Genomic DNA, 23,691 nt, shown 5'->3' with positions numbered 1-23,691 from the left:
TGGTGGCACCCCTGTTGTCCGGCCTTGCCTGGTGTTGCCTGGTGTTGCTCCATCCCATCATCCTCTGACCGGTACCTTTACCTCGTGGCCGACCTGATCAGTGCTATTGCCGCCCTGTTGTGGCCCCTGCTCGTCATCGTCGTGCTGCTGGTGTTCGGGCGCCAGCTCCTGTCGAAGCTGAGAAACTCTGACGACGTGACGCTCGAGATCGGCGGCCAGCGGCTCAACTTCAAGCAGGCGACGGACCAGCAGTCGGACATGATCACCGACCTGCAGCGCGAGGTGGCTTCGTTGAAGGCTCGCCTGGTGGATGTCGAGGTCGCCGGCGGCGCGAGCCTCCGCCAGCGTCCTGCCGATCTACCGCCCTACGAGCACTCCGCGGGTGGGGCCGACTACGGCTGGACCGGTCCCTTCGCGACGCCGGACGAGGCCGTGCCAGAAGAGGCTGAGCGCGAAGGTGAGCGGGAGCCTGCGTTGGCCCCATGGGGCGGGGCCGCCCCCCAGGCTCCGATGTACTCGAGCCGGCCGACGCCACATTCGGTCCTCTGGGTCGACGACCACCCGGAGAACAACGCGATGCTCGCGGAGTCCTGGCGACGCGATGGCGCGCACGTCGAGATCGCACGCTCGACGAGCGAGGCGTTGCGCCTTCTTGAGGACGGGGCGTACGGCCTGATCATCTCGGACATGGGCCGTCGTGAGTCCGACGTCGACGTGCCCGACGCCGGGCTCAGGCTGTTGGCGAAGGTCCGCGTGACCAGCCCGGGTGTGCCATTCGTGCTGTACGGGAACGTCGGGCCGTTTGCGGAGGACGCGCGAGCGGCCGGCGCGACTCTGGTGACCGGCTCGACGTTCGAGCTGGTGGAGTTCGCGAGCGGGCTGGGGATGCTCGACCAGGTGTGAGAGCGTCCGGCGGGCGGCGACCGAGCCAGGCTTCAATCGAACGCCCGGAACAGCCCGCCAACACCGCGGAAGATCACGCCGACAAACGTGCCGATGGCGTGGAACAGCTCCAGGATGTCGAGCAGGCCGCTGATCTTGTCCCGCGTACCTGGGGTCGTCGCTGCGAAGAGGCCCCAAGTGATGAGCGCCGAGACACCGCCGCCTACGGCGAAGATGCCTGGGGTAGACCAGGGATCGTCGCGCGCGAACACCATGACGACGCCGATCACCGCGCAGGCCAGGCAGAAGATCGCGATGATTCCGAACGGGATGGCGAGGATCCCCGCGAGGATGCGAATTGTGCGGAGGAGCCAGCGGAGGAACGGCATGGGAGAAGGATGGTGGACGGTGACCATCTGTCCAAGCCGGTTCGACTGGTCGATGTTGTGTCCGCCGGTCGAGCCCTTCGCTTGTCGCGACTACCGACGCGTCGTAGTCCACGCCCATGCCACAAGAACGGGCTGGCCTAGGAGTCGAAGCGCGCGCTTGCGGTCCGTGTCCAGGCCGAACGCGTCCCGGTGCTCCACAAGCTGTGCGATGTTCCCTGGAAAGACAGCGACGAAGAACGCTGCAACGAGCGCACCGAGCCGCCGCCGGACCGGCTGCTTCCACGTGGCGACCAAAGCGGTACCGAGCCCGATCTCGACGATGCCGGAACCGACGACCACCTTGTCGGGTTCGACCGAGAACCAGCTGGGGACCTGGGCCTGGAACTCCTTGCGAGCCTTGGTGAGGTGGCCGATACCCGCGGTGAGGAGGGCGGCGCCGAGGGCTACTTGGCCGATACCGCGGAGGATGGTTCCGGTGGTTGCCATGGGTCCATCTTGCCGCCAGTTGGGACGAACTGCCTGGTCACCAGCCCGGCGCATCCCGCAACTCACCCCGCGCAAGGGTACCCCAGTTCACGTCCGTCTGATGAAGTGTCCTCATGGAATCCGCGGTTGAACATGCCCTGCGTACCCAAATCATCGCGTGGGTCCAGAAACGCGCCGAAGCCAACGGTGGGTTCCTCCGACGCCTCGAACTTCTTGATTTTTGGATTAACGATCAAAAACTTCCTATTATCGACTACTCCCGCGGAATTCGTAACCCAGCATCCTTTGAGTCGACCCTGTCGATCGTCAGCGCCACCAATGGGCCCTACGACGACACCGAATCGGAAGATGGCCTGCTCCACTACGCCTATCGCGACGGCGATCCATGGTCCGGGGACAACCGGAAACTCCGCAACGCGATGACGACCGGTGCACCCCTTATCTTGTTCCGAAAAGAGGTGCCAAATATCTACACGCCAGTATCCCCCGTGTACGTCGTTGATGACCGTCCCGATGAACGTACCTTCATCATCGCCCTCGATGAGTCGTTCAATTTCGTTCCCGACGTTATGCACATGCCCGAACCGCAGCGCGACTATGCGCGCCGCCTGGCGAAGCAGCGGTTGCACCAGCCAGCGTTCCGCACACGTGTCCTGGTTGCATATGAAATCCGATGCGCCGTATGTGAGCTGAAGCATGGCTCCTTGCTTGACGCAGCACACATCGTTCCGGACTCGGATGAGCGTAGCGTCCCGACCGTTAGCAACGGCCTTGCCCTATGCAAGATCCACCACGCCGCCTACGACCAAAATATGCTCGGCGTGACACCCGACTTCGAGGTTCGCATCGCCCACAAACTGCTCAAGGAGGTGGATGGGCCGATGCTGAAGCACGGTCTGCAGGAGATGCACGGGCGCCATATCAAGCTTCCGAATCGCCGAGCTGACCATCCGAGCCCGGACCTCCTCGCCTGGCGGTATGAGTGCTTCGGGGTTCATGCGTGAGCCGCTTGAGGAGCACGGGCGCGGAGTAGATAGATTTCACAGCAGCAGGGCCACACCGGGTAAGGACGGCAACCCAGGTCGAGACCCATGGCCCTTCGCCGGTTGGACAGTCGAGCGCAGGCATCCCTCGCGAGCTCTGCTTGCCGCGGACTACGACCGTCCCACGCCGTCATAGTGCGACGGAAGTGCTGGTACGCAATAGCCGCGTAATACCGACAGGTTGCCTCCACCACCGCCGCGCGCAGATCGCAGGCGAAGCACTTTATGACTTTATCGGCAGTGAGGCGCCATACCCAGGAAGTTCGACGCTAGGGCTGTCATCTACGCAGTAGTCGATGCCATCGAGAAGCTTTAGTCCTGAACGAGCATCTGGAGCTCGCCGATCTGGACCTGGGTACTGTTGCTAGGCGCCGTGAAGTCGATATGCCCTTCCTGGGTGCCGCCCTGCCAGTCAACTGACCAGTGTGCAGTGCCTGTAAGCGTCAGGCTGCCCGGGCTTCTGTTCAGATCAGCCCCGAATCCACAGGTGGGCGACGGCTCCGCACTGTTGCGACCGTCATACGGCGTGCCGGGAGCGTTCGCTCCGTCGCATGTGATCGCACCAACCGTGGTGCCGCTTCCATCCGTAAGGGCCCACTCCACGCGATCGAGCGTGCCCGTGGCGCTGACGGTCAGCGACCCACCACTCGCCGAGCGTGTGATCGGGCCGACCGTGTTCTCCGCGCGATTCGCGATCCATAGCCAGATCGGCAAGCCTATCGTTCCGATCGCATCTGGATCGCTGGTCGATGCCGGCGGTGTGGAACCGATTGCGCCCGTGGCGAGGTTCATCGAGGCGACGGCGCGCTCGGCGAGTTCCTCGGCGGAGGGGCCCACCGGAGCGGCTGGAGTGGCTGACCAGTAGTACGAGTGGCCCGGGCAGTTCTCCAGGTCTCCGCCCGCCTCTGCGCAGGCAGGCGGGGTGCACTCAAGTACAACTCCGTCGCCTGACTCATGACCTTCCCACGCCGGGTCGCCAGCAGGAGGCTGGGGGCTTGCGTTGCGCACATAGCAGCGCCCATTCCATGCGCCGTACTCAGACGAGCAGGGGACCTCCTCGCCAAAACGCTCACACGTCTGAGGCCCGCCGCCGCTATCACCGTCGTCACCATCTTCGCCACCGTCACCCTCGCCACCGTCATCTACGCACGGGATTACAACTCCGTTGGGCAAGGGTGTAGGAGTGCACTCATCGGCGTTTGCATTTGAGGCTGGGACAAGCACAGCAAGCGCTGTCACGAGAGCCATCCCGAATGACACTAGGCCTCGGCCATATGTCCCTGCGATGATAGGTCTCAACATGCCTGCTCCGGATGGGGCCGTTGCTCGTTAACAGTCCAGATACTGTCCAACCCTTGGTGACGCATCACGTAGTCGAACTTGTATCGGACCGGTGCACCCTCTGTACGAGGAATCGATTTGCCGTCACCCGCGAAGTTTCGTACTTGACGAAAGTCAACGCAGGCGTTGAGGTGCACCTCTTCGTTACCAACGTTCGAAGTCTTGTAATCGGCAACTGACATTGACTCAACTGTGGCCGCACCTGTCGTATATTGCCCCTGCTCGGCTAGATCGGCGTATGACGTAGCCAGGGGAACCCAGACGTCTGGATGTCCCCAGTACGGATCGAGCCTCTTGCTCCAGCCCTCGTAAGCGTTGTTTGCCACCTGCGCCGTCGTCTCGTAGTACTCCACGAGCCGCGCCTTCGCATCAGCGACGTTCTTCGCCTTGATCTGCGCTGGCGTCGTCGCCTTGGGAGACGCTGTCAGGGACGGCAAGGCCGTGGGGCTCTCGGAGGCCGGAGGTGAAATCGACGGCGACGATGAGCCCGGCCCGGGTATCGCACCTTGGACCGTCTCCGGTTCGAACACTCCCGAACGCACGACCGCAAACCCGGCTACCGCGATGACTGCGACTCCGACGAGGACGGCGATGGTGCGCGTGGGCGTGATGGCGGACGAGACCATCCGGCGACTCCCTCAACTTCGGGCAGAACTTTGTGAACACGGCCGTAAGCAAGGGTGCGCTACATCCGTCTTCCCAGCAAGGTGTCTCCGTGATAATTCACAACATCTCGCCAACGTAGGACAACGAAGGTCTCGGATCTCGTCATGAGACGTCCCGATTCCGCAGGTACATCGGGCGGTTTCGTTGCGTATACGCAACTCGGGTGGCGGAAGCTGCGATATCTCTACAGGCTTGAGGTATGAGCGATTTCATCACCTCTGACAGCGATGCGGAGCCGATCGGCTATGCCGATTACATCGCGGAACTCAAGGCTCGCGTCCGCGCCACTCAGTTCCGCGCGGCCCACGCTGCCAACACCGAAGTGCTGCGCCTTTACTGGTCGATCGGTCTCGATCTGATCGAACGCCGATCCCGGGAGGCATGGGGCACGAAGATCCTCAGCCGTCTTGCCGCAGACCTGCAGCGAGAGTTTCCACACCAGAAAGGTTGGTCCGAACGGAGCCTCAGGTACATGCGCGCGATGGCTGAGGCATGGCCGGACGAGTCAATCTGGCAACAGCCTGTTGCCAGACTGCCGTGGGGGCACGTAACCGTGCTTCTGAGCCGGCTGAAGACGGTCGAAGACCGCACGTGGTACGCCGAGCGAGCCGTAACGGAGGGCTGGTCTCGGGGCGTCCTCGAGCACCACCTCAAAACGAAGCTGCGCCAGGCCCTTGGAGGAGCGCCGTCCAACTTCGCCGCCGCGCTCAATGCGCCTAACTCTGATCTCGCCCAGAAACTGGTCAAGGACCCTTACGTTTTCGAGCATCTGGCTCTGGTCCAACGCAAGAACGAGCACAAGGTCGAGCAGGCACTCATGGATCGCCTGCAGGACACCCTGCTGGAGTTCGGCCGCGGCATGTCATTCGTCGGCCGACAGGTACGGCTTGCAATATCGGACGAAGTGACAGGCGAGACCGATGAGTTCTACGTGGACCTGCTGTTCTTCTCGATCGAGCAGCTCCGCTTCGTCGTCGTTGAACTGAAGGTCAGCAAGTCCGAGCCGGCCCACGTAGGACAGCTCGGCACGTACGTGGCCATCGTCGACGATCTCTACCGGAGCCCATCCATCCACAGGCCGACCGTCGGCGTGCTCCTGTGTACGGGTAAGAGCGGGCCAGCGGTTCGGTACGCCCTCGCCTCCGCCGCGTCACCCGTCGCGGTCGCTGACTACTACGGCCTGCCCGACGACGCCCGCGCCGCGCTCCCCAGCGCAACAGAACTTCAAGCCGTTATTGCCGACGAGATCGCGAGGATCGAATCATGAGCTTCTTCCAGCGCACGGAAGACTTCCGGCCTGAGGGGTTTGAGGACGTCGTCGGGGAGCTCGTCGAATCGATCCGCCGCTCGTTCACCGGCGTCGTAGTGGATCACCTCGAGGACCTGCTCGCCGTACCGACTCGTCACATGTGCCTGGTCGACCGGCACCTGAGGCTCACCGAAAACGACCGCGATTACACCATCGACCTCTTGCTCTTCCACGTCACCCAGATGCGCTACATCGCTATCCAGGTCCAGGCCGGCCGGTTCGATCCCGCCCTTGTCGCCCGCACCCGCTACACCCTCGACCTTGTGGATGACCTGGTCCGCGTCCCCGAGGTCCACGCCCCCACCGTCGGCATCCTGCTCTGCACCGACGCCTCAGCCGACCAGCAGCCTGGCCCAGTCGTCATCACGCTCTACGACGACGTGACGCGAGCAGAACAGGCCGAGCTCCCGCTCTCACTCGAGCTCACTGCCCTGATCGACCGCTGCCTCGACACGACAGGCCATCCGCCGGCGCCTCGGTGAGGTCAGCCGCCGTATAGGTCTTCGACCAGCCGTGCCCGCGCTTCGAGGATCTCCAGGCTGTCCGACGACGACACCGTGGTTCCCTCTCCCGTCACGTCATGCCAGGTCGGCTCGCCGGCCAACCGGAACTGGCCGCGCCACGTTGTGGTGAGCGAGATGGTCGCTGTGCCCTGCTTCACGTAGGCGTGGGCGATCGTGTGCGCCGGGTAGGGCGCTCCAGGGTCGGTGGTAACCGTGGGTGCTGATCCATCGCCGAAATCCCATGAGTAGCTGCTCGGAACTGCCCTGATCTGTACGGGTATGCCGAACAACCTCGTGCTTATTGTGCGAGGCGTGGTGTCGGTGAAGGCGATGGTGTCGACATTGACGAGCGTCCAGCCATCGGGCGGCTGCACGTTGACCTCCGACGGTGCGATCTGCATCTCCCGGAACGCCCGTGCGGCGGCCGCCGGGATGTCGATCTGCTGCCGACGCTCGGCCAGGCAGGACTCCTCCTCCACCATGTCGGCGTCCGACCAACCGTCCGAACCCCGGCGCTGCTCGAACAAGGCCCCGACCGCCTGCTCGTCTTCCTCACACTCGATCCCGGCATAGGCGAGCTGGTAGCCCTCGTCGCAGGACTCGGCGAACCCGGTAGCGCCGTTGAGGTCGCTCAGCAGACACATCGCGGGAGTGACACGCCATTGGCGCACGGGTCGTGAGGGGGCGTTTGAACCGCCATGTGCCCGTGAACCTACTGCTGGAGCAGATGGCCCAGTGCTAAAAAGCTGTGCCTCGATCGTGACTGACGATCCCTGTGCTTGCCCGGCCACACCCCACTCGTGCGGCGGATCCATTGATGCAGCGGCAGGCGGTGCGGCCAGTGTCAGCTGTATCAACACGACCGCGACAACCGTTCGTACCGATCCTGCCCGCATAGATGTGGTCATTGGTCGCTGCCAGGGTCCGGAGCTATCTCAACAATTACCCACGCACCGTCGCGACGTCCCACCTCAACCCGAGCCTGGAATTCGGTCGTGGAGACGTGGTCGATCTCGTTCCGCTTCTCATCACGAATCGATATCTCGCCTTGGGATGTCACAAAGTCGAGGGGAATGACTCCGGTCAATTCGTCTCGCTGATAGGTCTTCGCAAGCACCGCGTCGGTGAACCCACCCTCGAAGGTCCCGCGGGTCTCCTGGAGCCAGGCCGCATTCTCAAGCGCCCCCGTGCAGTAGTCGCACGCCCGATGCGACATCGCCTCGAACTCCTCGATGTCTCCCGTAGCCATCACATACGGGTAGAGCTCGATGAAGTACTCCGCCGCAGCCGCAGCCCCCTCCGCGTCCTCACGCTTCATCGCGTCCGGCCGCTCCGGCTTGGCGGGCAGCGACGGCGACGGGCTCGCGACCGGCGCAGCCGACGGCGGCTCACCAGGCGGGGAAGGATCTGCACCCGGAGAACCGGTACAAGCAGACATAACCAAGCCGGCCGCCACGACCATTCCCGCCATGCGTATCGCCGCGCTACCCATCCGCGTCCCCCTGCCGCTCACGCCCCGCCGTTGCGTATCCGCAACAGCCGAGAATGACGCTAGCCGGGCCTACCCGATCCGGAAAGTGGGCCCTGTGGATAACCGGGGGATCAGCCCCGCGGCGTCCGGCCCGCGTCTGCCCCACGACGTCGGTCCTGCTCGTCGACCTGGGCCAGCAGCTCCTCCGTGTCCGGCTCGGGCTCCATGGCGAGCTGCTCCAGGTGGTCGCGCAGACGGTCCACGAGCCGGCCCACCGCGTCCCGCCGTCCGGAGGCGATCTCCGCCCGGATCCCGTTGCGCCACGAGCGCTCGTCCACCGGGTCGGCGAGCCGCCCCACCTGCGACGCGTGCCGCGCCATCGCCACGTCACCGGCGAGCAGTGCCCGACGCGCCACCTCGTGGGACACGTCCACCACGCCCGACGAGATCGTGTGCATCAGCTGCTCGGCCCAGACGTACTTGCGCAGCGGAACGCCCTCGAACGGCCGGCCGCGCACCAGGTCCAGCGCGGCCAGCAGGTCCGACGTCGGCGTCTGTGCGAGGTCCGATCCGACCAGGTCGCAGAACGAGTGCCAGTCGGTCCTGACCCCGCGCAGCCGGTAGCCGGCGGACTCGAGGTCGGCCTGGCCGCCGTCGTCCGCGGACCAGTAGCGCGGCAGGTACTCGTAACCTCCCGGGTCCGTACCCAGCCAGCGGCGCGCCCGCGAGACCGCGGAGCGCCGGGTGGCCAGATTCGGCTCGCGGGACGGCCACAGGGCCTTCGAGATGTCCGACCCGCGCGAGCCCGGGTTGAACGCCAGGAACGCGATGAGCTCGGTCGCCTGCCGCTGATGGGTGGACGGCAGCTCGACACCCGTCGTACCGGCGAGCTCCACACTTCCGAGCACGCGCACGATCGGCTTCACCGTCTTGGCCTGCTCGACGGGACTGGTCTCGACGGGCTTGGCCTGCGGTCCCGACTCGACCCGCGGGCCCGGCACCACCGGCGTGCCCAGCGGCGGCGTCGCCACGCTCACCGCGGCGGTCGTCCACGGCGAAAAGCTTCCGGGCCGCCCCTCCGACGTCGTCGGGGCACCACCCGCCGTCGCTGTCCCGTAGCCGGGCGCCGGCGCCGGGCCCGAACCCTCTCCGACCACGACGTCCGAATCCGCGGCACCGGCGCGGACAGCGTCCATCGGGATCTCCTCCAGCGTCGGTTCGGTGTGGTCGATCGAGCGGCTCCAGCTGGGGCCAGGTGCGGTCTCTGGGTCGGCCAACAACGCCAGGGCTTGTGCGTACGTGGCCGCGTCGAGCTGTTGCGGGCGCACGGCTATATAGGCCGGCATGAGGATGCCGCGGGACGTGTCGCCGTTGGTGAGCTCGCCGGTGAGGTCGAGCACCCATTCGCCGACCTCAGCGCTGGAGGTCACCGCCGCGATCCCCACGCCGGGTACCCGATCGACCAGGCCCTCGAGCTTGGCGCGCTCGACCAGGCCGAGCCGCTCCCCCACGAGCAGGATCTCGGGCGTCCAGGCGTCCGTCGCCAGCCCGCGACCGCGCGCATCAGCGACGGAGGTAGCACCCACCTGGGCGAGCGTGCGGTCGACGTCGGCCGCGCGGGCCTCCAGCTCGCGAATGATCCCCGCCAGGCTGGAGACGTGCCGGACCCGGCCCGTGTCGACCACGCCCGGCAGCTCACCGAGCGCGCCGACCACGGTCACCTGCAGGTCGTCGGCCCAGAGGCTCGTCGCCAGCTCGACCGCGAGCGCCGCGAGCGTCGCCTGTGCGGCGGCGTCCGTGCCGCGGATGTCGAGGCACGCGAGGTTCTCCAGGTCGAGCATGAGGTGCGTGTCCTCGTCGTCGTGGCCGACGGTGACGAGGGCGGGGTACGGCGCTTCGCCGTCGGTCTCGAGACCGGTCTCGCGACCTGCCCCGACCGGCTGGGCCACCGAACCGGTCACCGCGCCGACCCGCACCGCGGCGTCGGCGTCGCCTGCCGCGAGCTGCCAGACGAACCGGTCGGTGGTGCTGGCCCAGGGCTCGGGCAGGTTGGCCGCGTGCTCGAGGTAGAGCTCGACGAACTCGCCGCTCTTGAGCCGCGCGACACGCACGCCGGGCAGCGGCAGACCGCGTTCGCGGTGCCACTGGGCGAGGCTGCGCAGCGCACGGTCGACCTGCTCGCGTCCGAAGGGGTCCTCGACGGCGCGCAGGTCGCGCTCGAGCGCTCCGGCCGGAGTGTCCGGTCCGGGCACGACGACGGTCTGGCCGGGCTCACGACCCTTGCGCGTCCGCCGCCGCTTCACGGCGACCAGCGCGATCAGCCCTGCCGCGAGCAGCCCGCCGACGCCGGCCGCCGTGCGGATCCCCACCGCTTCGTCGACATCCTCGACGGCCTCGGAGACGACGTCGGACGCCGCGTCCAGCATGGACGCACCGTCCTCGGCTGTCGTGGCGGCGGCTCCGGCGGACGCCGTGGCGGTGGGTCCCGCCGTAGTGACACCTGCGACGTCGACTGGCGCGAGCGCCTCCACCGGCGCTCCGGCTTCCACAGGCGCGTCCACAGGCGCGTCCACAGGCGCCGGAGCCTCCGTGGGCGCGAACGTCTCGACGGCGACCTCAGGAGTGCCGTCTTCGGCGACCGGTTCGTCCCCGGCGAGCTCGTCGGGCAGCACCTCTTCGGTCACCGAGCCGCCGGCCGAGGTACCGGCCGCGTCAGACTCCGGTGCCAGCGGCACTTGGCCCCTGGCCAGTCCTTCCGCACCGTTCTCGACGGCTGCGTCCCGGTCCGGCGTCAGATCGCCGCCCCAGGTGGTGCCGCTACCGGACGATGTCTCGTCGGGAGTCGGCTCGTCGGCGGTCGGCTCGTCGAGCCAGCCCTCCGGCATGAGCTCGTCTGCGATCAGGCCGTCCCCGGGGCGTGCGTCACCTGGTGCAGGGCTCTGCGGCGTCGACTCGTCCGGCTCGAGGTCGGGTTGGTTCCGGAGGTCCTCCGGAGTGACCTCGTCGTACTGCGGCGCGGGTGTGTCCCGTGGGGCCGGCGGGTCCTCGGGTACGAGGATCCCCTCCGCCGTCTCCTCGGGGGCGGGCTCCTTGGTCTCGGGCCCGCCGATTCCCGCGCTGCCGGTCCCGGCGTCGGCGGGGTCGGGCTGGTCGGAGCGGTCCTGCCCAGCACCACTCTGACCAGCATCCTGTCCTGCTTCGTCCCGGTCGGCGGGGGGCGTCTTGGGTCCTGCGTTCTGGCCCACGCGGTTCGGTTGCTCGGCGGGCGGAGCCTCGCCGGCCGGCTGTTCGCCGTGAGGCTGCTCGGCGGACGGCCCGTCCTCCTCGACGACGTCGTTCCCCGCGCCGCCCGGCTCCTTGATGTCTTCCGGCTCGACCTCGACGGCGCCCTCCGGCGTCACCTCGGCGGACGGCGCGGGGTCCGGCTTCTCTTCGCCGGAACCCTCCTGCGTCGATCCCGGCGGAGCATCCGTCTCGTCGGCCGCCCCGTCAGAGGGCTTGTCAGAAGGCCTGTCAGAAGTCTCGTCCCCACCCCGCGGACGCTGCGCGGCGTCATCGGCACGCGCACCGTCAGCCCTGGCGCCTGGCGCCGACTCCCCTGCGCCCGGGACCGTCACGGTCCAGCCCGGAAGGATCACGTCGGGATCAGTGAGCCGTGCCCCGCCCGGCTGCTCGGTGTCCCGCGACGCCTCGAAGACCTCGGGGAACTTGTTGCCGTCGCCGAGCTCCTCCTCGGCGATGCCCCACAGGGTGTCCCCGGACTCGACGACGACCTCGGCGGCCTCCGGCGCAGCACCACGCTTGCGCACGTCGACGGTCCCCTCCGAGCCGCCCGGGTCGTCCTCGGCGTCGTCGGCCTGGCCGGTCGACGTCGGCGACACCCCGGTCTCCACCGCGGTACCCGACGCTTCCGCCGGCAGCACGAGGACCCAGCCCGGCTCGATCCAGTTCCCCGCGTCGAGCGCGCCGCCGTCGGCCTGCGGCACGCCGTAGTTGAGGTCGGCGATCTGCTTGAACCGCGCGCCGTCGCCAAGGGTCTGCTCGGCGATCCGCCACAGCGAGTCGCCCGGCTGCACGGTGTACGTGGCCGACGGCGCCTCGTCCGCCCCGGCACGCTCCCCCGCCTTCTCTGCGCCACCGGCAGGCGTGACAGCACCCGGCGTGACAGCACCCGGCAGGACCGGAGCAGACACGACGGTCCCGGTCGCACCCGTCTCGAGCGGCGTCGTCGCGGCCATCGCCGGGGCCACCGCCGGCGCAGCGACGAGCATCGTGATCACCGCGCCGACCAGAGCGGACGCGGCACGCTGCTGCGCGCCGAGCCCACGCACGTGCGGTGAACGGCGACCGCTCAGCGCCGCGACGACCTCGATCAGCACGGCGACCGCGAACGTCAGCCAGGAGATCCAGCCGACGATCTTGACCAGCCCGATCAGCACCGATCCCGTCACGTCGGGCGTGGTCAGCACGGAGATGACCCGGTCGAGGCTAACGGGGCCCGTCCACAGCGGCCCGCCGAGCAGCCACAGGCCGACCGGGATCCCGACGACGAGCGCGATCAGCAGCAGCGCCGCGCCGAGACCTCTCGCCACACGTGCGCCCGTGCCACGCCGCGGATCGGGCTCACCCGACACCGCACGACCCTGGACCGTCGAGGTGCTCATCACGGTTCCTCCTGTCCTATCCCGCGGACTGCTCGCGCCTCGGCGTCGGCCGAGACATCGAGCGAGCTGATCCCGATCAACGTCAGGAACGTGGTCTCGTAGGTGACCTGCGTAGCCACGTTGACGGTGGCACCGTTGACGGCGGTCACGCCGCCCCGCACCCCCAGCGCGCCGAGGGTGTCGGCGGCAGCCTGGGTCGCGCGCGCGGGGTCCACCTCGGGAGACAGCCCCAGCTGAGCGCGGTCGATCCGGATCTGTTGCGCGGCAGCCCGCGCAGCCTGGTCAGCGGCGTACTCGGCCTCGTCCTCCGCGTGCAGCCGCCCGCCGCCGTCTACCACCAGGCCGATCGCGATGATGAGCGCTGGCACCATGCCCGCCGCGAGGATGTTGACCTCGCCCCGCTCCCGCACCGCCCGAACCCTCGATGGCGATCCTGCCGCCCACCCGCGCCGCACCCACATCCGCCCAGCCCCCTTGGTCATGACCGCCCCCGATAGGCGTCCAGCACCGACGTCCCGGTAGCACCGATGGTCCGCGAGCCGGGCGCACCCGGCAGCCCGAGATCGCGCAGCGGCACCACACACTCCACCCGCACGGTGATGGTCCCGACCGTCCCGAGCGGCAGGGCGAAGGCGTCGGTCGCCGGCATGACCGACGTCGACGCGCACCGCACCCCGGAGTTCACGAGAGTCGAGGTGGCGGTCGACGTCGCCTGCGCGCCTGCCACGGCGGCCGTCCGGCTGATCGACGCCGCCCGCGCGGCCTCGTTCGCCGCGGACTGCACCACACCCTCGGCCAGCACGATGCGCCCCGCCATCACGAGCAGCAGCCCGACGAGCAGCAACATCGGAAAGACGACAGCGGTATTGACGGCCACGTTGCCGCGGTCATCCCCGCTACCGCTACCAACGGCCCTCATGGCCCCACCACCGCCGACGTGAACCGCTCCACCGGCCCGGTGGCCGACTGCTCGACCCGCAGCCCGCGGAATCCCGGCACGATCGAGGGCGCCAGCCCCGTCACGGTCGCGGTAGCCATCTCTTCCCCACGTGTCACCGACACGTCGACCGTCGCGAACGCCTCGCCACCGCGGTCGAGGCGCGCTGCCGCTTCCGCATATCCCGAGTCGACCGTGCCACCCTCGACGCGCGTGGCCTGGACGGCCCCGTTGGCCACGGACTGGGCCGTGTTCTGCGCGTGGAAGTAGAGCATGCCCTGCACCATCGCGAAGATGAGCATCAGAACGATCGGGTACGTCAGTACGGTCTGGAGAGAGGCGGCACCGCGTTCGTCCATGCTCTATCCACCGCCACCGAGCTGTGCCATGTAGCGGTCGACGAGGCCCTTGATCGCCGCGCCGAGCGCGATCGCGATGCCGAGGCCCACGACGGACAGCACGACCACCTCGATGGACTCCAGCCCGGCCTCGTCGGGCTCACCAGCGCGGCCGGCTGCCAGCCGACGGCGCAGCTCGGCCGACCGCTCGGCGAAACGGGTGTTCAGGGCGTCGACGCGACCACGCGCCGCAGCCGCGCGCAACGAAGCCCGTGCGGCGGCGCGCGACGCCACCGAGCGGCCCTGGCTCAGGTGCTGGTTCATGTTGACTCCTGGGGTGCTGTCGACTTCAACAAATGGGTAAGAGGCGGCTCGTGTGACATCCCGGTGCCTCCGGAGGCGGGTCGCATCAGGGTGCCATCTGAAACATAGTGACCCCGATCGGGAAAATAAGCATCAAAAAGTACACGAAGACTGTCATGGTCCCCGGAACGGTCATGCGCACGGTCGCATCGTGGGCGAGCTGCTGTTCGACGTCGAGCTGCGCGTCCCGCATCGCAGCCGCCTTGGACTGCAGCTGGTCGTGGATCGCCGAACCCTGCGTGCCTGCGAGCTCCACGATGGAGGCGACCTCGCCGAGCGCATCCACCTGCACCTCTTCGCCGAGCTCCCGCAACGCCACCCAGGGCGCCTGCCCCTCCCACCGGCCGCGTTCGAGCGCCGCGGCGATCCGCCGGAAAGGCCACGACCCAGCAACCTGCGCCGCGGCGAACGTGGCCTGCGTGGCGCCGGCTCCGGAGATGCGCTCGATCGCGAGCAGCTCGAGGTACGTCGACACGGCCCGGGCGAACTCCTGCCGGGCGCGCTTCGCCTTGGCCCGCGCGTCGAGGTCAGGCAGGAACCAGGCGCCGAGCGCGATCACGAGCGACGCCCCCAGCGGCACCGACACCGGCATCCCCAGGTTGAGCAGCCCCACGCACAGCCCAAGGAACGGCACCGCGACCAGTGCGATGACGGTGCCGAGCGCCTTTTCGCCGTAGTGGTCGGTGGCTGTCTTGCCGATGAGATCGAGGTCCGCGTGGGTCGGGCCGCCACGGCCCAGCACCGATACGGGCAGCCGGCGCTGTGCCCACGCCCCGAACACCTGGGTGTACCGCTGGGTGGCGGTGAGCTCGCCGCCGTCGGACACCGTGATTGGCTCGATCCTGTCGTCGCCGCTCAGGCGGTCCAGCGCGGACTGGAGCCGCGGCGTCGACGGCAGCAGCTCACGCACCACGAGGAACAGGCCGAACCCTGCGACCAGACCGCTTCCCACTGCCCATGGCCACATGGGTCAGGCCCTTCGCTCGTCGGGGAGGAACCGCGGGATCGGCTGCCCGAGGCTGATCTTGCGCATCCACAGCAGGCAGACGACGTACGCGCAGAACAGGACGACCGCCACGACCTGACCCAGCGGCGAGTCGTACCCGCTGAGGTACCCGGACATCGCCGTGGCGGCCAGCACCACGAGCGTCACGATCGTCACCCAGCGCACTGTCGCGCGGCCGGTCGAGCGCTCGGTCTCGATCTCGCGCCGCGCCTTGGCCTGTGCCGACAGCGACTCGGCGAGCTGCCGGAGCGCCGGCGCCACGGCTCCCGTGCGGTTGTCCGACTCGAGGACCATCGCCGAGGCGATCATGTCGGCCGAGTAGTCGTCCATCTCGTCCGCCCACCGGTACAGCGCCGGCTTGATGGGCTGGCGCGCCTCCAGCCGCGCGACGAGGCGCGCGAGCGAGGGCCGCACGGACGGCGCCGCGCTGTGCAGCGTGGCCGCGATGGCCTGCTCCAGCCCGACGGCGCCGCCGGAGAGCACGCCGATCAGCGACCGCACCCAGGCGGTCAGGTCGGTCAGCTTCTCGACCTCGTTGGACTGCGTGGTGGTGCGGAACAGCGAGGGCAGACCGACGATAAGAACGGGCACGATGAGCACGAGCGACCACCAGCCGGTCACGATCCCGACCACGAGGCCCGCGGCCGCTCCGATACCCAGCACCTTGCGCTGCGGGTAGAGCGGGCCGCCCTTGGTCAGGCCGAACAGCCGGAGCAGCCCGTGGAAGGGTGGAGTGGTCCGGACCGGCTTCGGGGTCGGCTCGTACTTCTGCGCGCCGACGACCACGAACCACAGACCGAGGCCCAGACCGAGGCCTGTCAGCACGGCGATCAGCATGGTCATGCGATCTCCCAGAGCCCGTCCCGATAGTTCAGGAGGCTCGCGTCGAAGCCGCCGGCCTCCAGGTCGGCGAGGAACGACGGGGTCGTCTTCGGCACCGCACGGCCGTTCGGCCCGGGCTCGAAGACGTCGGTGATCGCCACCGGGTTGCCTGCCTCGCCGCGCGTCACCTCGATCACCTCGGAGACGTAGCGGTGCCTGCGACCGTCGCCCGCCGAGTCGACCCGGAGGAAGACGATGAGGTCCACCGACTGCGCCACCTGCCGGTACGCGTAGGTCTCCGACAGCGTGGAGTCCTGCACCGCCATACCCACCAGGCGTTCGACGACGTCGCGCGCGCCGTCGGCGTGCACCGTCGACAGCGAGCCGTTGCCCATCTGCATCGCCTGGAACATGGACACGATCTCGGGCCCGCGCACCTCGCCCACGATCACGCGGGAGATGTTGTGCCGCAGGGACTCGTACACGTTGACGTTCGTGTTGATCTCGCCGACGCGGCGGCCCGTCGCGTTCATCTCGCCGGAGCCCTCGCGGGTGCGCAGGGCCACCACCCGCTTGTGCTTCTCGGGCTCGAGGTGCAGGTAGAGCTCGTAGTCGGTCTCGATGGTGGCGATGGACTCCCAGGAATCCAGGCCGGCGCACAAAGCGCGCAAAAGGGTCGTTTTACCGCTGCCCTGACCCTGCCCCGACACGACTATCGACTTGCGGGCGCGGACCGCGGCCGTGAGGAACTCGACCAGCACGGTATCGATCGTGCTGTTCCGGCGCAGCAGCTCCAGGTCGACCGACTGCAGGCGCTGCAGGCGGATCGTGACGCGCGGCCACGGCACCACCCAGCCGACGGCGGCCAGCCGCACGCGACCCGGCAGGTCCAGGTTGAGGAACGGGTTGGCCCGCGTGAACGACCGCTCGTTGGCGGGGTCGCGCGCCGCGAGGAACTGGAGAAAGTCGATGAGCTCGGCGTCGGAGTCCGCGATCGGCTCCGCATAGGTGCGGCGCCCGTCACCCATCAGCAGGAGCACGGGCGCGGTGCCCGTGATCTCGATGTTCTCCACGTCGGGGGTGTCGATGAGCGGCTGCAGGCGGCCGAGCCGGAAGAGGGCGTCGAACAGCGCGCGCGTCACCTCGACCTGGTACTCGGGAGTCCAGTTCCGCTGGCCACCGGAGAGCAGGGCGTCGTTGTGGTCGCGCACCACCTGCTGGATCAGCTCCTGGCCCAGCGCCTCGCGCTGCTCCTCGTCCAGCTCGCGCGTCGCCAGCGCCGTCGTCAGCCGCGCGGACACCTCGCCGCGCAGGCTGTTGACCTGACGCCAGAACTCGGAGTCGCGCAGCCGCGGGTTGCCGGGCTGGCCGTGGTACTCCCTGCCGGCGCGGACGACCGCCCCTACCCAGGGTGAGGCGCCGCCGCCGGACGAGGCGCCGCCGTTCACCGTCGGCGCGCCAGATCGTGCCGTGCCGTTGGCGTGTCCGACCGGTACTGCACGGTTCTGCGCCGAGGCGGAGCGCCCGTCGGGTCCTGGACCGCCGTCGGCGGCAGGGGTACGGCGCGGCAGCGGGCGCGGCTGATCGTCAGCGTCGTGGAAGATCGGCAGCGACGAGAGGTCGGGGAACTCGGGCGTGCTCATGCGTTCCCCCTGCCGTCGCGCCACGGCGCGCCGCCCTGCACGCTCCGTGAGAGGCCGTCCGCGTACTCGGACGGGCGCCGCGGACCGGACGCGCCGCCGCCGTCGCGCGGACCGGTGGAGAACCGGGACCGCCGCTTCTCGGTGCGCTCCTGGAGACGCGAGATCACGGGCCCGGCGGACCGCACGAGCGGCGACGACGAGTACCGGCGCCCTGCCGGCGAGCCGACGGACAGCACCTCGGCGTTCACCGGGTCCCAGGCCAGGGAGCCAACGGTCCCGAGGCCGAGGGTCCGCGCGATCTCGCCCGCGTCGTACGGCCGGCCGGGGCCGACGGTCAGGGCGGTGAGGTTGGTGAGCTCGCGCGCCGCTGCGTCGACCACAGAGGTGCGGGACTTGACGAGCTCCCGCGTCACCGCGATGTCGGGCAGGCGCGAGCCGGTGGTGATCAGCACCTGGTCCGCGAGCCGGACTATCGGCTCCCGGTCCTCTCGCACGACGCCGCCGGTGCCTAGCCGCCCGAGGTCGACCAGGACGTCCATGCCACCGCGCTCCAACGCGACCAGCTGGTTGGCCAGCGGCCCCCAGAGGTTCGCGACGGCGGGCGCCGTGTGCGGGCTGACGATGCCGGGTAGCAGCTTCTTGTCCGGATCGTTTCGAACGAGCGGAATAGTCTGTTCCCAGAAGGACGCTTCGAGGTCGCCGTGGGAGTGTGCGATCGCGAGCGGCTGCAGCCCGCGGTCGTGCGGCAGCTGGCCGCGGAAGTACCCGGCCAGGATCGACGAACCGGCGAGGTCGGCCTCCACGAGGAGCACCGGACGGGGCCACTGGAGCGCCAGCACGAGGGCCGCCGTCGTCGTTCCAGGGGAGCCCTTCGCGTTGGCGAGGGCGACGAGAGCCACGCGAATCACCCAGCCCCGACGGCATCGATCACGAGGGCCACGCGACCGGTCGCGGCACGCGCGGCGAGGGCCGCCGCATCCTTCGAGGCGACCTCGACGTCGACGACGGTCTGCTCGCCGAGCGTCGACGGCGCTTTGCTGACCACGGTGGCCGAGATCGCGAAGGGCGCCTCGGCGGGCGGCTCACCGCCGGTCGCCGGGGTCTCGACGATGCGTACGGCATCACCGGCCCGCAGCTTGTCCTGGTCCGGCATCTGGTTCGGTGCGAGCGCGATGCCCACGATGGACCGCCCCGCTGCGGGCTGGAGCTCGTCCGCGATGCTGCCGCGTGTGAGGAGCTGGCCCTCCTTGAGGTCGACCGCTGCGACCTTGCCCTGACCCACCACCTGGTCGTACTCCGCGGCCGGGACCGGGTCGGGCAGAGTTGTCCCCATGGGCAGCTCGACAGTCGTGATGTCGGCGTCCGTGATCTCTGTGCCGCGCGCTAGCTCGCTCTTGATCGCGAGCACCTGGTAGGTCTGACCGAGCGTGCTGGCCAGGTACACGGATGCGAGCACGCTCAGGGCCACGAGCGCGAGGCCAAGGGCGATGAGTGCGGGCCGACGGCGGGCGCGCGTCGGTTTGAGCGGCCCGGGGGGTGCGGGTCGCTGGGGTTGTGGCGCTGACCGGGCGTGCTTCTCCCGGTTCGCGACCTTCGTGCTGCTACTCACCGTGCCGTCTCCTCCGAGCCCGTCGGCGGAGTCCGCCTCGGGTTCCCCCGGTGCGGGACCCATCGAGGTTCCCATCCGTGCGCCTGTCTCCACCGTGCTCCCGCCCGTGCTGATCGAGGGCTTCCCCGCAGGTGGCACACGCGTGTCACCGCAGGTAATCCTCATCCACACGGGCGGACCCGGCAGGTTGAACGCTAATCAGGGTTCCGGATGCCCGCTAGGTCAAGCAGACTTCAAAGTTGTGGAGATGGCTTGAATATTGAGTGACCTTGAAACGATCCGCCGGTTACGTGTCGGTACCACAGCCGTGGTGTTGACTCCGCAGGTCAGGGCATGAGAAAAGCCTGCCGCACCACCTGCCCCCCGCAGAGGCCGTCCAGGGGTGGCCTTTACATTCGGCACGGGTCGGGAGGTATGAGGACAGAACGAGAGGGCCCCGCTGGCGGTGGGGCCCTCTCGCGACGAGGTGGACTTCGGACGACCTCAGGGCTTCACGCACCCCCCAGTGCTCAGCCCGTCGATCGTCCTGGCCCCTCACCGTCCCGTCCGCCCGGCTGTCCCCCAGACAGACCACCGGACTGAACGGCTTCCGCCAGCCGTCGCACTGCGCGACTCGCCCGCTGGCGCAAGGCTGCGTGCGAGATGCCCAGCTCGTGGGCCACCCGCCGCTGATAGTTCCCGCGACCCGAGCCGAGCTCGGCGTACTCCGGGAGATCGGGGTCCGGCGCGTACAACCGCGCCAGAAGTGCTGACTCGTCCCGCGTCAGCGCGCACTTGTCGAGGCCCCACGCGATGACGTCGAGCACCTCGCCCGTGGCGCCGAGGGACATGCTCGCGAGCGAGTAGACCGCGTCCGGCCCTGGCTCGGGCGTCGCCGGCCGCTCGAGGACGGTCAGCGTGCTCGTGTCGGTGGGGATCTCCGCGATCCGCGGCCCGCGACTCGCCCGGCCGCCCTGCGCGTGCGGGGCCCGGTCGCCGACGACGCGCGTCAGGGTGTGCCCCTGCAGTCGCATCGCCACCCGGCTGCTGCGGTCGAGGTCGTAGTGGGTGATCGCGTCCCACATCGCGGCGGCGGCCTCCTGCTCGAGGTCCTGCACGTCCGGGTAGTGGCGGCGTGATCGGCGCACGATGGTGCGCACCGCGGGAAGCATGCACTGCAGCACGGCGCGCCCGGCGGCGAAGCTGCCGCCGGCGTGCTCGACGATGAGCGCGTACAGGACCTCGTCCGCCTCGTCGGCGGCTAGCTGCACCGCCTCCCCCGTGCGCAGCCCTGCGATCTGCGGGAACCGTGTGGCGAGGCGCTCGATCTCGGTCGCGAACGATCGTGTACGGACCAGGTCGGCCCAGTCGTGGTCGAGCTCTCGCATCAGCGTTCCTGCTGGTGCTGACATCCGTGCAGGCATGGCGGTTCCCCCCTTCGGTCTGCCCCGAGTCCATCGAGGGGGTGTTGCCCGCCACTGTTGCCCGCTCCGCACGGGCATCTGTGACCTGCGTCACAGTTGGCCAAAACCCGGGGACTACCGATGTCACACGAACACCTCACCTGCCATTTGTGCACAGCAGACGCAAGAGACGGAGAAACGGGAGAGGCGAGATGAGCAAGGACGAGCTCGACCAGGCGCCCGGCGCCGGACTCGGCAGCACCGACCTCGGCAGTGCGGGCGTCCGCAGTGCGGAACCCGATGCACCGGACTTCGACCACACGTGGTCCCTGCTCCGCGACACCGCCGAGGTGCACGCAGCCCGCGGTGAGGTAGCACCCCTGGTGCGCGACCTCATCGCCTCCCTCACCGAGGACCCCCTCGGCGAGGAGGACACGACGACCCGCCTGACCGAGGCGCTCGACAGCCCCCGCGCGCGCAGCGCCCGTGAGGCTCGCGCGCGCATCCGGGCGGACCTGCAGAACGAGGTGCGGACGCGATGAGCTCGCTCCTCGTACGTCGGCGTGGCAAGAAGGCCGCCAAGGCGGCCGAGCTGCCCGCCCCGGCCGACGGCGCCTCCGGTAGCGGCTCGCCGTGGACCGGCGGACCCGAACAGCCCGCGGCACTCCCGTCGTCGTCGGGCGGCGGAGGCGACGGCGAGTCTTCTCCCCCGCAGGTCGTGGAGTGGTCCAACGGACCCGCCCTGGCGACCAAGGCCTGGGGCGCCGCGCTCGCGCTGGCCCTGCTGGCCGGGCCCGCCGCCCTGGTGTGGACCGCGCTGCGACCGGCGCCCGCCCCTGTCGCCGTGGCCGCCGGTGCGGCGAGCACCACGGAGAACGCCGCAGCCGGCGAGCGAGCGGTCGAGCTCGTGGAGACCTGGCTGCGGGCCGACAGCGACGACCAGCAGCTGCTCGCCTCCCTGACGAACGCCCCGGTCGGCTCGCTCCCCCAGGAGGGCCTGACCATCCGCGACTCGTCGGTGGCCCAGGCCGAGCAGACGGACGACGGCGTGTGGTCGGTGACCGTCGGCGTGGACGTCGCCGAGCCCGCACCCGGCTCCACGCCCCCGGCGGGCGGTGGCGCCAAGGCCGACAAGGAAGAGGCGGAGGTGCCCCTCGTCTGGGTGCGCCGCTACTTCCAGGTTCCGGTGCTGGTCGACCGCACGGACACCGAGTGGTCAAGACCCGAGCTGGCCGTGACCGCCCTGGCGCTGCCCGCACCCGTCCCCGGCCCTGCGGCCGCCGCCGAGCCGCCGGAGCTCGACTACCCAGAGACCGTCTCTCCGACGTCGGCCGCCGGGCAGTCCGTCAGCGGGTTCCTCGCCGCCATGGTCGCCGGTGACGGTGAGATCACGCGCTACCTGCGCCCCGGCACGTCCATCCCGGCCGTGGTCCCCGCTCCGTACTCGGCCGTGACCGTTACGAGCATCAAGGGTTCGCACGCGGTCACGGAAGACCCGGCCGACGACGACGGCACGCACGCCCTGACCACCGTCGAGCTCACCCGGCTCGACGGCGAGAAGACCACCGCCCAGTACGTCCTCACGCTCCTTGCGCGGGACGGCCGCTGGGAGGTTGCCGGCCTCGAGCCGGCCGTCCGTATCGACACGGTGCCACCCGGCACCGACCCCGGCACCGCCGGGGAGTAACGAAGGAGAGAACCATGATCAACGAGATCATTCTGGCCAACGGCGGTTTCCTCGACCTCATCACCGTCAAGTCGGAGGAGGTCAAGAGTGCCATCGAGTCGGTGACCTTCGTGGTCGTCATCCTCATGGTCGTCATCACTGCGGTGAAGACGAAGCTGTCGATCGCCGCGATCCTGATGTCGGCGATCGTCGGCGGCATCGTCCTGTGGCTCGTGAACGGAGGCATCAACGTTACCTCCGACCTCGCCAGGGACGAGTTCGGCTCCGCTCCGGCCATCGTGAACACGCAGACAGTTCTCTAGCTGCTGCTGGGCCGACAGGGCCGGGATATGGGCAGGACGCTGAGGGCACGACGCAGGGTTGGTCAGGCGGGCGCGTTCGCGCGCCCGGCATGTGGTGAGGAGGGTGTCCGGTGACCGAGACCGCGAAGTTCTACACGAAGGCCCGACGCATCCCCATGCTGGTGGGGAAACTACCCAGCGGCGGGCGCATCTGGGGCGGCCCGTACACGATCACTCAGGTGGGAGCGGGCGCCGTGGTGGCGTTCGCACTGTGGAAGACCGCTCCGCTGTGGGCGCAGCTAGGTGGCTTCATGAACATCGTGGTCGCCGTGGGTGTCGTTGTCGGCGTGGTCTGGGCCACCGGCAAGCTCCCGAGCAGCGGCCGCAATCCCATCGCGTTCGTCATGGACGCGATGAACCTGACCTCGACCCCTGGGCGGCTGGCCGGAGGACAGGTGGCCCTGCCCAAGCCGCGGCTGGTGACCCATCGGGTCATGGTGGTGCTGCCACGGCCGACCGCCGTCGCCGCACCGCGTGCCGAGGCGCTCGCCACGCGGGTCCGGCCGGCGGTCCAGCCGGAGCGCCCTGTGGCGGTCCGGCCGATCCCGACCGAGCTCCTGCCGGAGCTGACCAGCCGTGGCCCCGCGGACGCGACCTTCGAGGGTCGGCGCCTCCAACCCGCACCGGCCCAGGAACCCGCAGCACCTCCGAGCAGACGCTCGCCGGCGGACTGGGCAGCGGCCGCTGCTACCGCGGCGGCGACAGCACCTGAGCGCAAGACCGTCGACCTCACCGGCGTCGGACAGCTGCTCGCCGGAAAGCCGAAGCCGACCGACCGAACGGCCCCCACCACCCCGCGAGAGGACTGA

General features: G+C 69.1%; 25 protein-coding genes. 8 read left to right on the top strand and 17 right to left on the bottom strand.

Annotation, left to right across the window (positions count from 1 at the left end):
- Window positions 1–84: 84 nt before the first annotated feature.
- A complete protein-coding gene (locus APR04_RS21890; protein WP_253874252.1) occupies window positions 85–903 on the top strand; it encodes a DNA-binding transcriptional response regulator in 819 nt (272 codons plus the stop codon).
- A gap of 32 nt (window positions 904–935) precedes the next feature.
- On the opposite strand, the gene APR04_RS21885 is transcribed toward APR04_RS21890, so the two are convergent.
- Complete coding sequence (locus tag APR04_RS21885) at window positions 936–1,271, bottom strand: hypothetical protein (protein WP_253874250.1); 336 nt, start codon at window positions 1,269–1,271, stop codon at window positions 936–938.
- A gap of 90 nt (window positions 1,272–1,361) precedes the next feature.
- A complete protein-coding gene (locus APR04_RS21880) occupies window positions 1,362–1,757 on the bottom strand; it encodes a DoxX family protein (protein WP_253874248.1) in 396 nt (131 codons plus the stop codon).
- A gap of 113 nt (window positions 1,758–1,870) precedes the next feature.
- On the opposite strand from APR04_RS21880, the gene APR04_RS21875 reads away from it, so the two are divergent.
- Entirely contained in the window at window positions 1,871–2,761 is an 891-nt protein-coding gene (locus APR04_RS21875) for an HNH endonuclease (RefSeq protein ID WP_253874245.1), read from the top strand.
- Between the two features lie 351 nt (window positions 2,762–3,112).
- Here the strand turns inward: APR04_RS21875 and APR04_RS21870 are convergent, their stop codons facing one another.
- Together APR04_RS21870 and APR04_RS21865 are read right to left on the bottom strand one after the other, a co-directional pair.
- Window positions 3,113–3,592 carry a hypothetical protein gene (locus APR04_RS21870; protein ID WP_253874243.1) on the bottom strand — a complete coding sequence of 160 codons (480 nt, stop codon included), beginning with the start codon at window positions 3,590–3,592 and terminating at the stop codon, window positions 3,113–3,115.
- Window positions 3,593–4,095: 503 nt separating this feature from the next.
- Window positions 4,096–4,767, bottom strand: coding sequence for a hypothetical protein (locus APR04_RS21865; protein ID WP_253874241.1), 672 nt, complete (start codon window positions 4,765–4,767; stop codon window positions 4,096–4,098).
- A 239-nt stretch (window positions 4,768–5,006) separates the two neighbouring features.
- Here APR04_RS21865 and APR04_RS21860 point away from each other — a divergent pair, with 239 nt between their 5' ends.
- Window positions 5,007–6,074: a PDDEXK nuclease domain-containing protein gene (locus APR04_RS21860; protein WP_253874239.1), complete on the top strand. Its 1,068-nt coding sequence runs from the start codon at window positions 5,007–5,009 to the stop codon at window positions 6,072–6,074.
- The gene (locus APR04_RS21855; RefSeq protein ID WP_253874237.1) at window positions 6,071–6,598 is read left to right on the top strand and encodes a PDDEXK nuclease domain-containing protein; all 528 of its coding nucleotides are present in this window, start codon (window positions 6,071–6,073) and stop codon (window positions 6,596–6,598) included. The genes APR04_RS21860 and APR04_RS21855 overlap by 4 nt, the downstream gene beginning before the upstream one ends.
- A gap of 2 nt (window positions 6,599–6,600) precedes the next feature.
- On the opposite strand, the gene APR04_RS21850 is transcribed toward APR04_RS21855, so the two are convergent.
- The 13 genes from APR04_RS21850 to APR04_RS21790 all read right to left on the bottom strand — a co-directional run bounded on the left by APR04_RS21850 (window position 6,601) and on the right by APR04_RS21790 (window position 20,839).
- The gene (locus APR04_RS21850; protein ID WP_253874235.1) at window positions 6,601–7,479 is read right to left on the bottom strand and encodes a PKD domain-containing protein; all 879 of its coding nucleotides are present in this window, start codon (window positions 7,477–7,479) and stop codon (window positions 6,601–6,603) included.
- 44 nt (window positions 7,480–7,523) lie between these two features.
- Window positions 7,524–8,057 (bottom strand): DUF6318 family protein, encoded by a 534-nt coding sequence (locus tag APR04_RS21845; RefSeq protein WP_301312835.1) that lies wholly within the window; start codon window positions 8,055–8,057, stop codon window positions 7,524–7,526.
- 164 nt (window positions 8,058–8,221) lie between these two features.
- Window positions 8,222–12,754, bottom strand: coding sequence for a LysM peptidoglycan-binding domain-containing protein (locus APR04_RS21840; RefSeq protein WP_253874230.1), 4,533 nt, complete (start codon window positions 12,752–12,754; stop codon window positions 8,222–8,224).
- Window positions 12,754–13,164, bottom strand: a complete 411-nt coding sequence (locus APR04_RS21835) for a pilus assembly protein TadG-related protein (RefSeq protein WP_253874228.1) — start codon at window positions 13,162–13,164, stop codon at window positions 12,754–12,756. The genes APR04_RS21840 and APR04_RS21835 overlap by 1 nt, the downstream gene beginning before the upstream one ends.
- Before the next feature lie 68 nt (window positions 13,165–13,232).
- Window positions 13,233–13,673 carry a TadE/TadG family type IV pilus assembly protein gene (locus APR04_RS21830; RefSeq protein ID WP_301312809.1) on the bottom strand — a complete coding sequence of 147 codons (441 nt, stop codon included), beginning with the start codon at window positions 13,671–13,673 and terminating at the stop codon, window positions 13,233–13,235.
- Window positions 13,670–14,050 (bottom strand): TadE/TadG family type IV pilus assembly protein, encoded by a 381-nt coding sequence (locus APR04_RS21825; RefSeq protein WP_253874224.1) that lies wholly within the window; start codon window positions 14,048–14,050, stop codon window positions 13,670–13,672. Before APR04_RS21825 ends, APR04_RS21830 begins: the two co-directional genes overlap by 4 nt.
- A 3-nt stretch (window positions 14,051–14,053) precedes the next feature.
- Window positions 14,054–14,353, bottom strand: a complete 300-nt coding sequence (locus APR04_RS21820) for a hypothetical protein (RefSeq protein WP_253874221.1) — start codon at window positions 14,351–14,353, stop codon at window positions 14,054–14,056.
- Between the two features lie 85 nt (window positions 14,354–14,438).
- Entirely contained in the window at window positions 14,439–15,359 is a 921-nt protein-coding gene (locus tag APR04_RS21815) for a type II secretion system F family protein (RefSeq protein WP_253874219.1), read from the bottom strand.
- A 3-nt stretch (window positions 15,360–15,362) separates the two neighbouring features.
- Entirely contained in the window at window positions 15,363–16,241 is an 879-nt protein-coding gene (locus tag APR04_RS21810; protein WP_253874217.1) for a type II secretion system F family protein, read from the bottom strand.
- A complete protein-coding gene (locus APR04_RS21805; RefSeq protein ID WP_253874215.1) occupies window positions 16,238–17,863 on the bottom strand; it encodes a TadA family conjugal transfer-associated ATPase in 1,626 nt (541 codons plus the stop codon). Before APR04_RS21805 ends, APR04_RS21810 begins: the two co-directional genes overlap by 4 nt.
- Complete coding sequence (locus tag APR04_RS21800) at window positions 17,860–18,762, bottom strand: CpaE/TadZ family protein (protein ID WP_253874213.1); 903 nt, start codon at window positions 18,760–18,762, stop codon at window positions 17,860–17,862. Before APR04_RS21800 ends, APR04_RS21805 begins: the two co-directional genes overlap by 4 nt.
- 5 nt (window positions 18,763–18,767) lie before the next feature.
- Entirely contained in the window at window positions 18,768–19,472 is a 705-nt protein-coding gene (locus APR04_RS21795) for an SAF domain-containing protein (RefSeq protein ID WP_253874211.1), read from the bottom strand.
- A 509-nt stretch (window positions 19,473–19,981) separates the two neighbouring features.
- Complete coding sequence (locus tag APR04_RS21790; RefSeq protein WP_253874209.1) at window positions 19,982–20,839, bottom strand: sigma-70 family RNA polymerase sigma factor; 858 nt, start codon at window positions 20,837–20,839, stop codon at window positions 19,982–19,984.
- A gap of 227 nt (window positions 20,840–21,066) precedes the next feature.
- Here APR04_RS21790 and APR04_RS21785 point away from each other — a divergent pair, with 227 nt between their 5' ends.
- The 4 genes from APR04_RS21785 (at window position 21,067) to APR04_RS21770 (ending at window position 23,691) form a co-directional block, all read left to right on the top strand.
- The gene (locus APR04_RS21785; protein WP_253874207.1) at window positions 21,067–21,396 is read left to right on the top strand and encodes a hypothetical protein; all 330 of its coding nucleotides are present in this window, start codon (window positions 21,067–21,069) and stop codon (window positions 21,394–21,396) included.
- A complete protein-coding gene (locus APR04_RS21780) occupies window positions 21,393–22,541 on the top strand; it encodes a conjugal transfer protein (protein ID WP_253874205.1) in 1,149 nt (382 codons plus the stop codon). Before APR04_RS21785 ends, APR04_RS21780 begins: the two co-directional genes overlap by 4 nt.
- A gap of 14 nt (window positions 22,542–22,555) precedes the next feature.
- The gene (locus APR04_RS21775) at window positions 22,556–22,843 is read left to right on the top strand and encodes a hypothetical protein (protein ID WP_253874203.1); all 288 of its coding nucleotides are present in this window, start codon (window positions 22,556–22,558) and stop codon (window positions 22,841–22,843) included.
- Window positions 22,844–22,953: 110 nt separating this feature from the next.
- A complete protein-coding gene (locus APR04_RS21770) occupies window positions 22,954–23,691 on the top strand; it encodes a hypothetical protein (protein ID WP_253874201.1) in 738 nt (245 codons plus the stop codon).

It is taken from the genome of Promicromonospora umidemergens (assembly GCF_024171995.1).
In the GTDB taxonomy this organism is placed as follows: domain Bacteria; phylum Actinomycetota; class Actinomycetes; order Actinomycetales; family Cellulomonadaceae; genus Promicromonospora; species Promicromonospora umidemergens.
The sequence above is the reverse complement of the archived record's forward strand: the minus strand, read 5'-3'. Positions and strand labels throughout refer to the sequence as shown.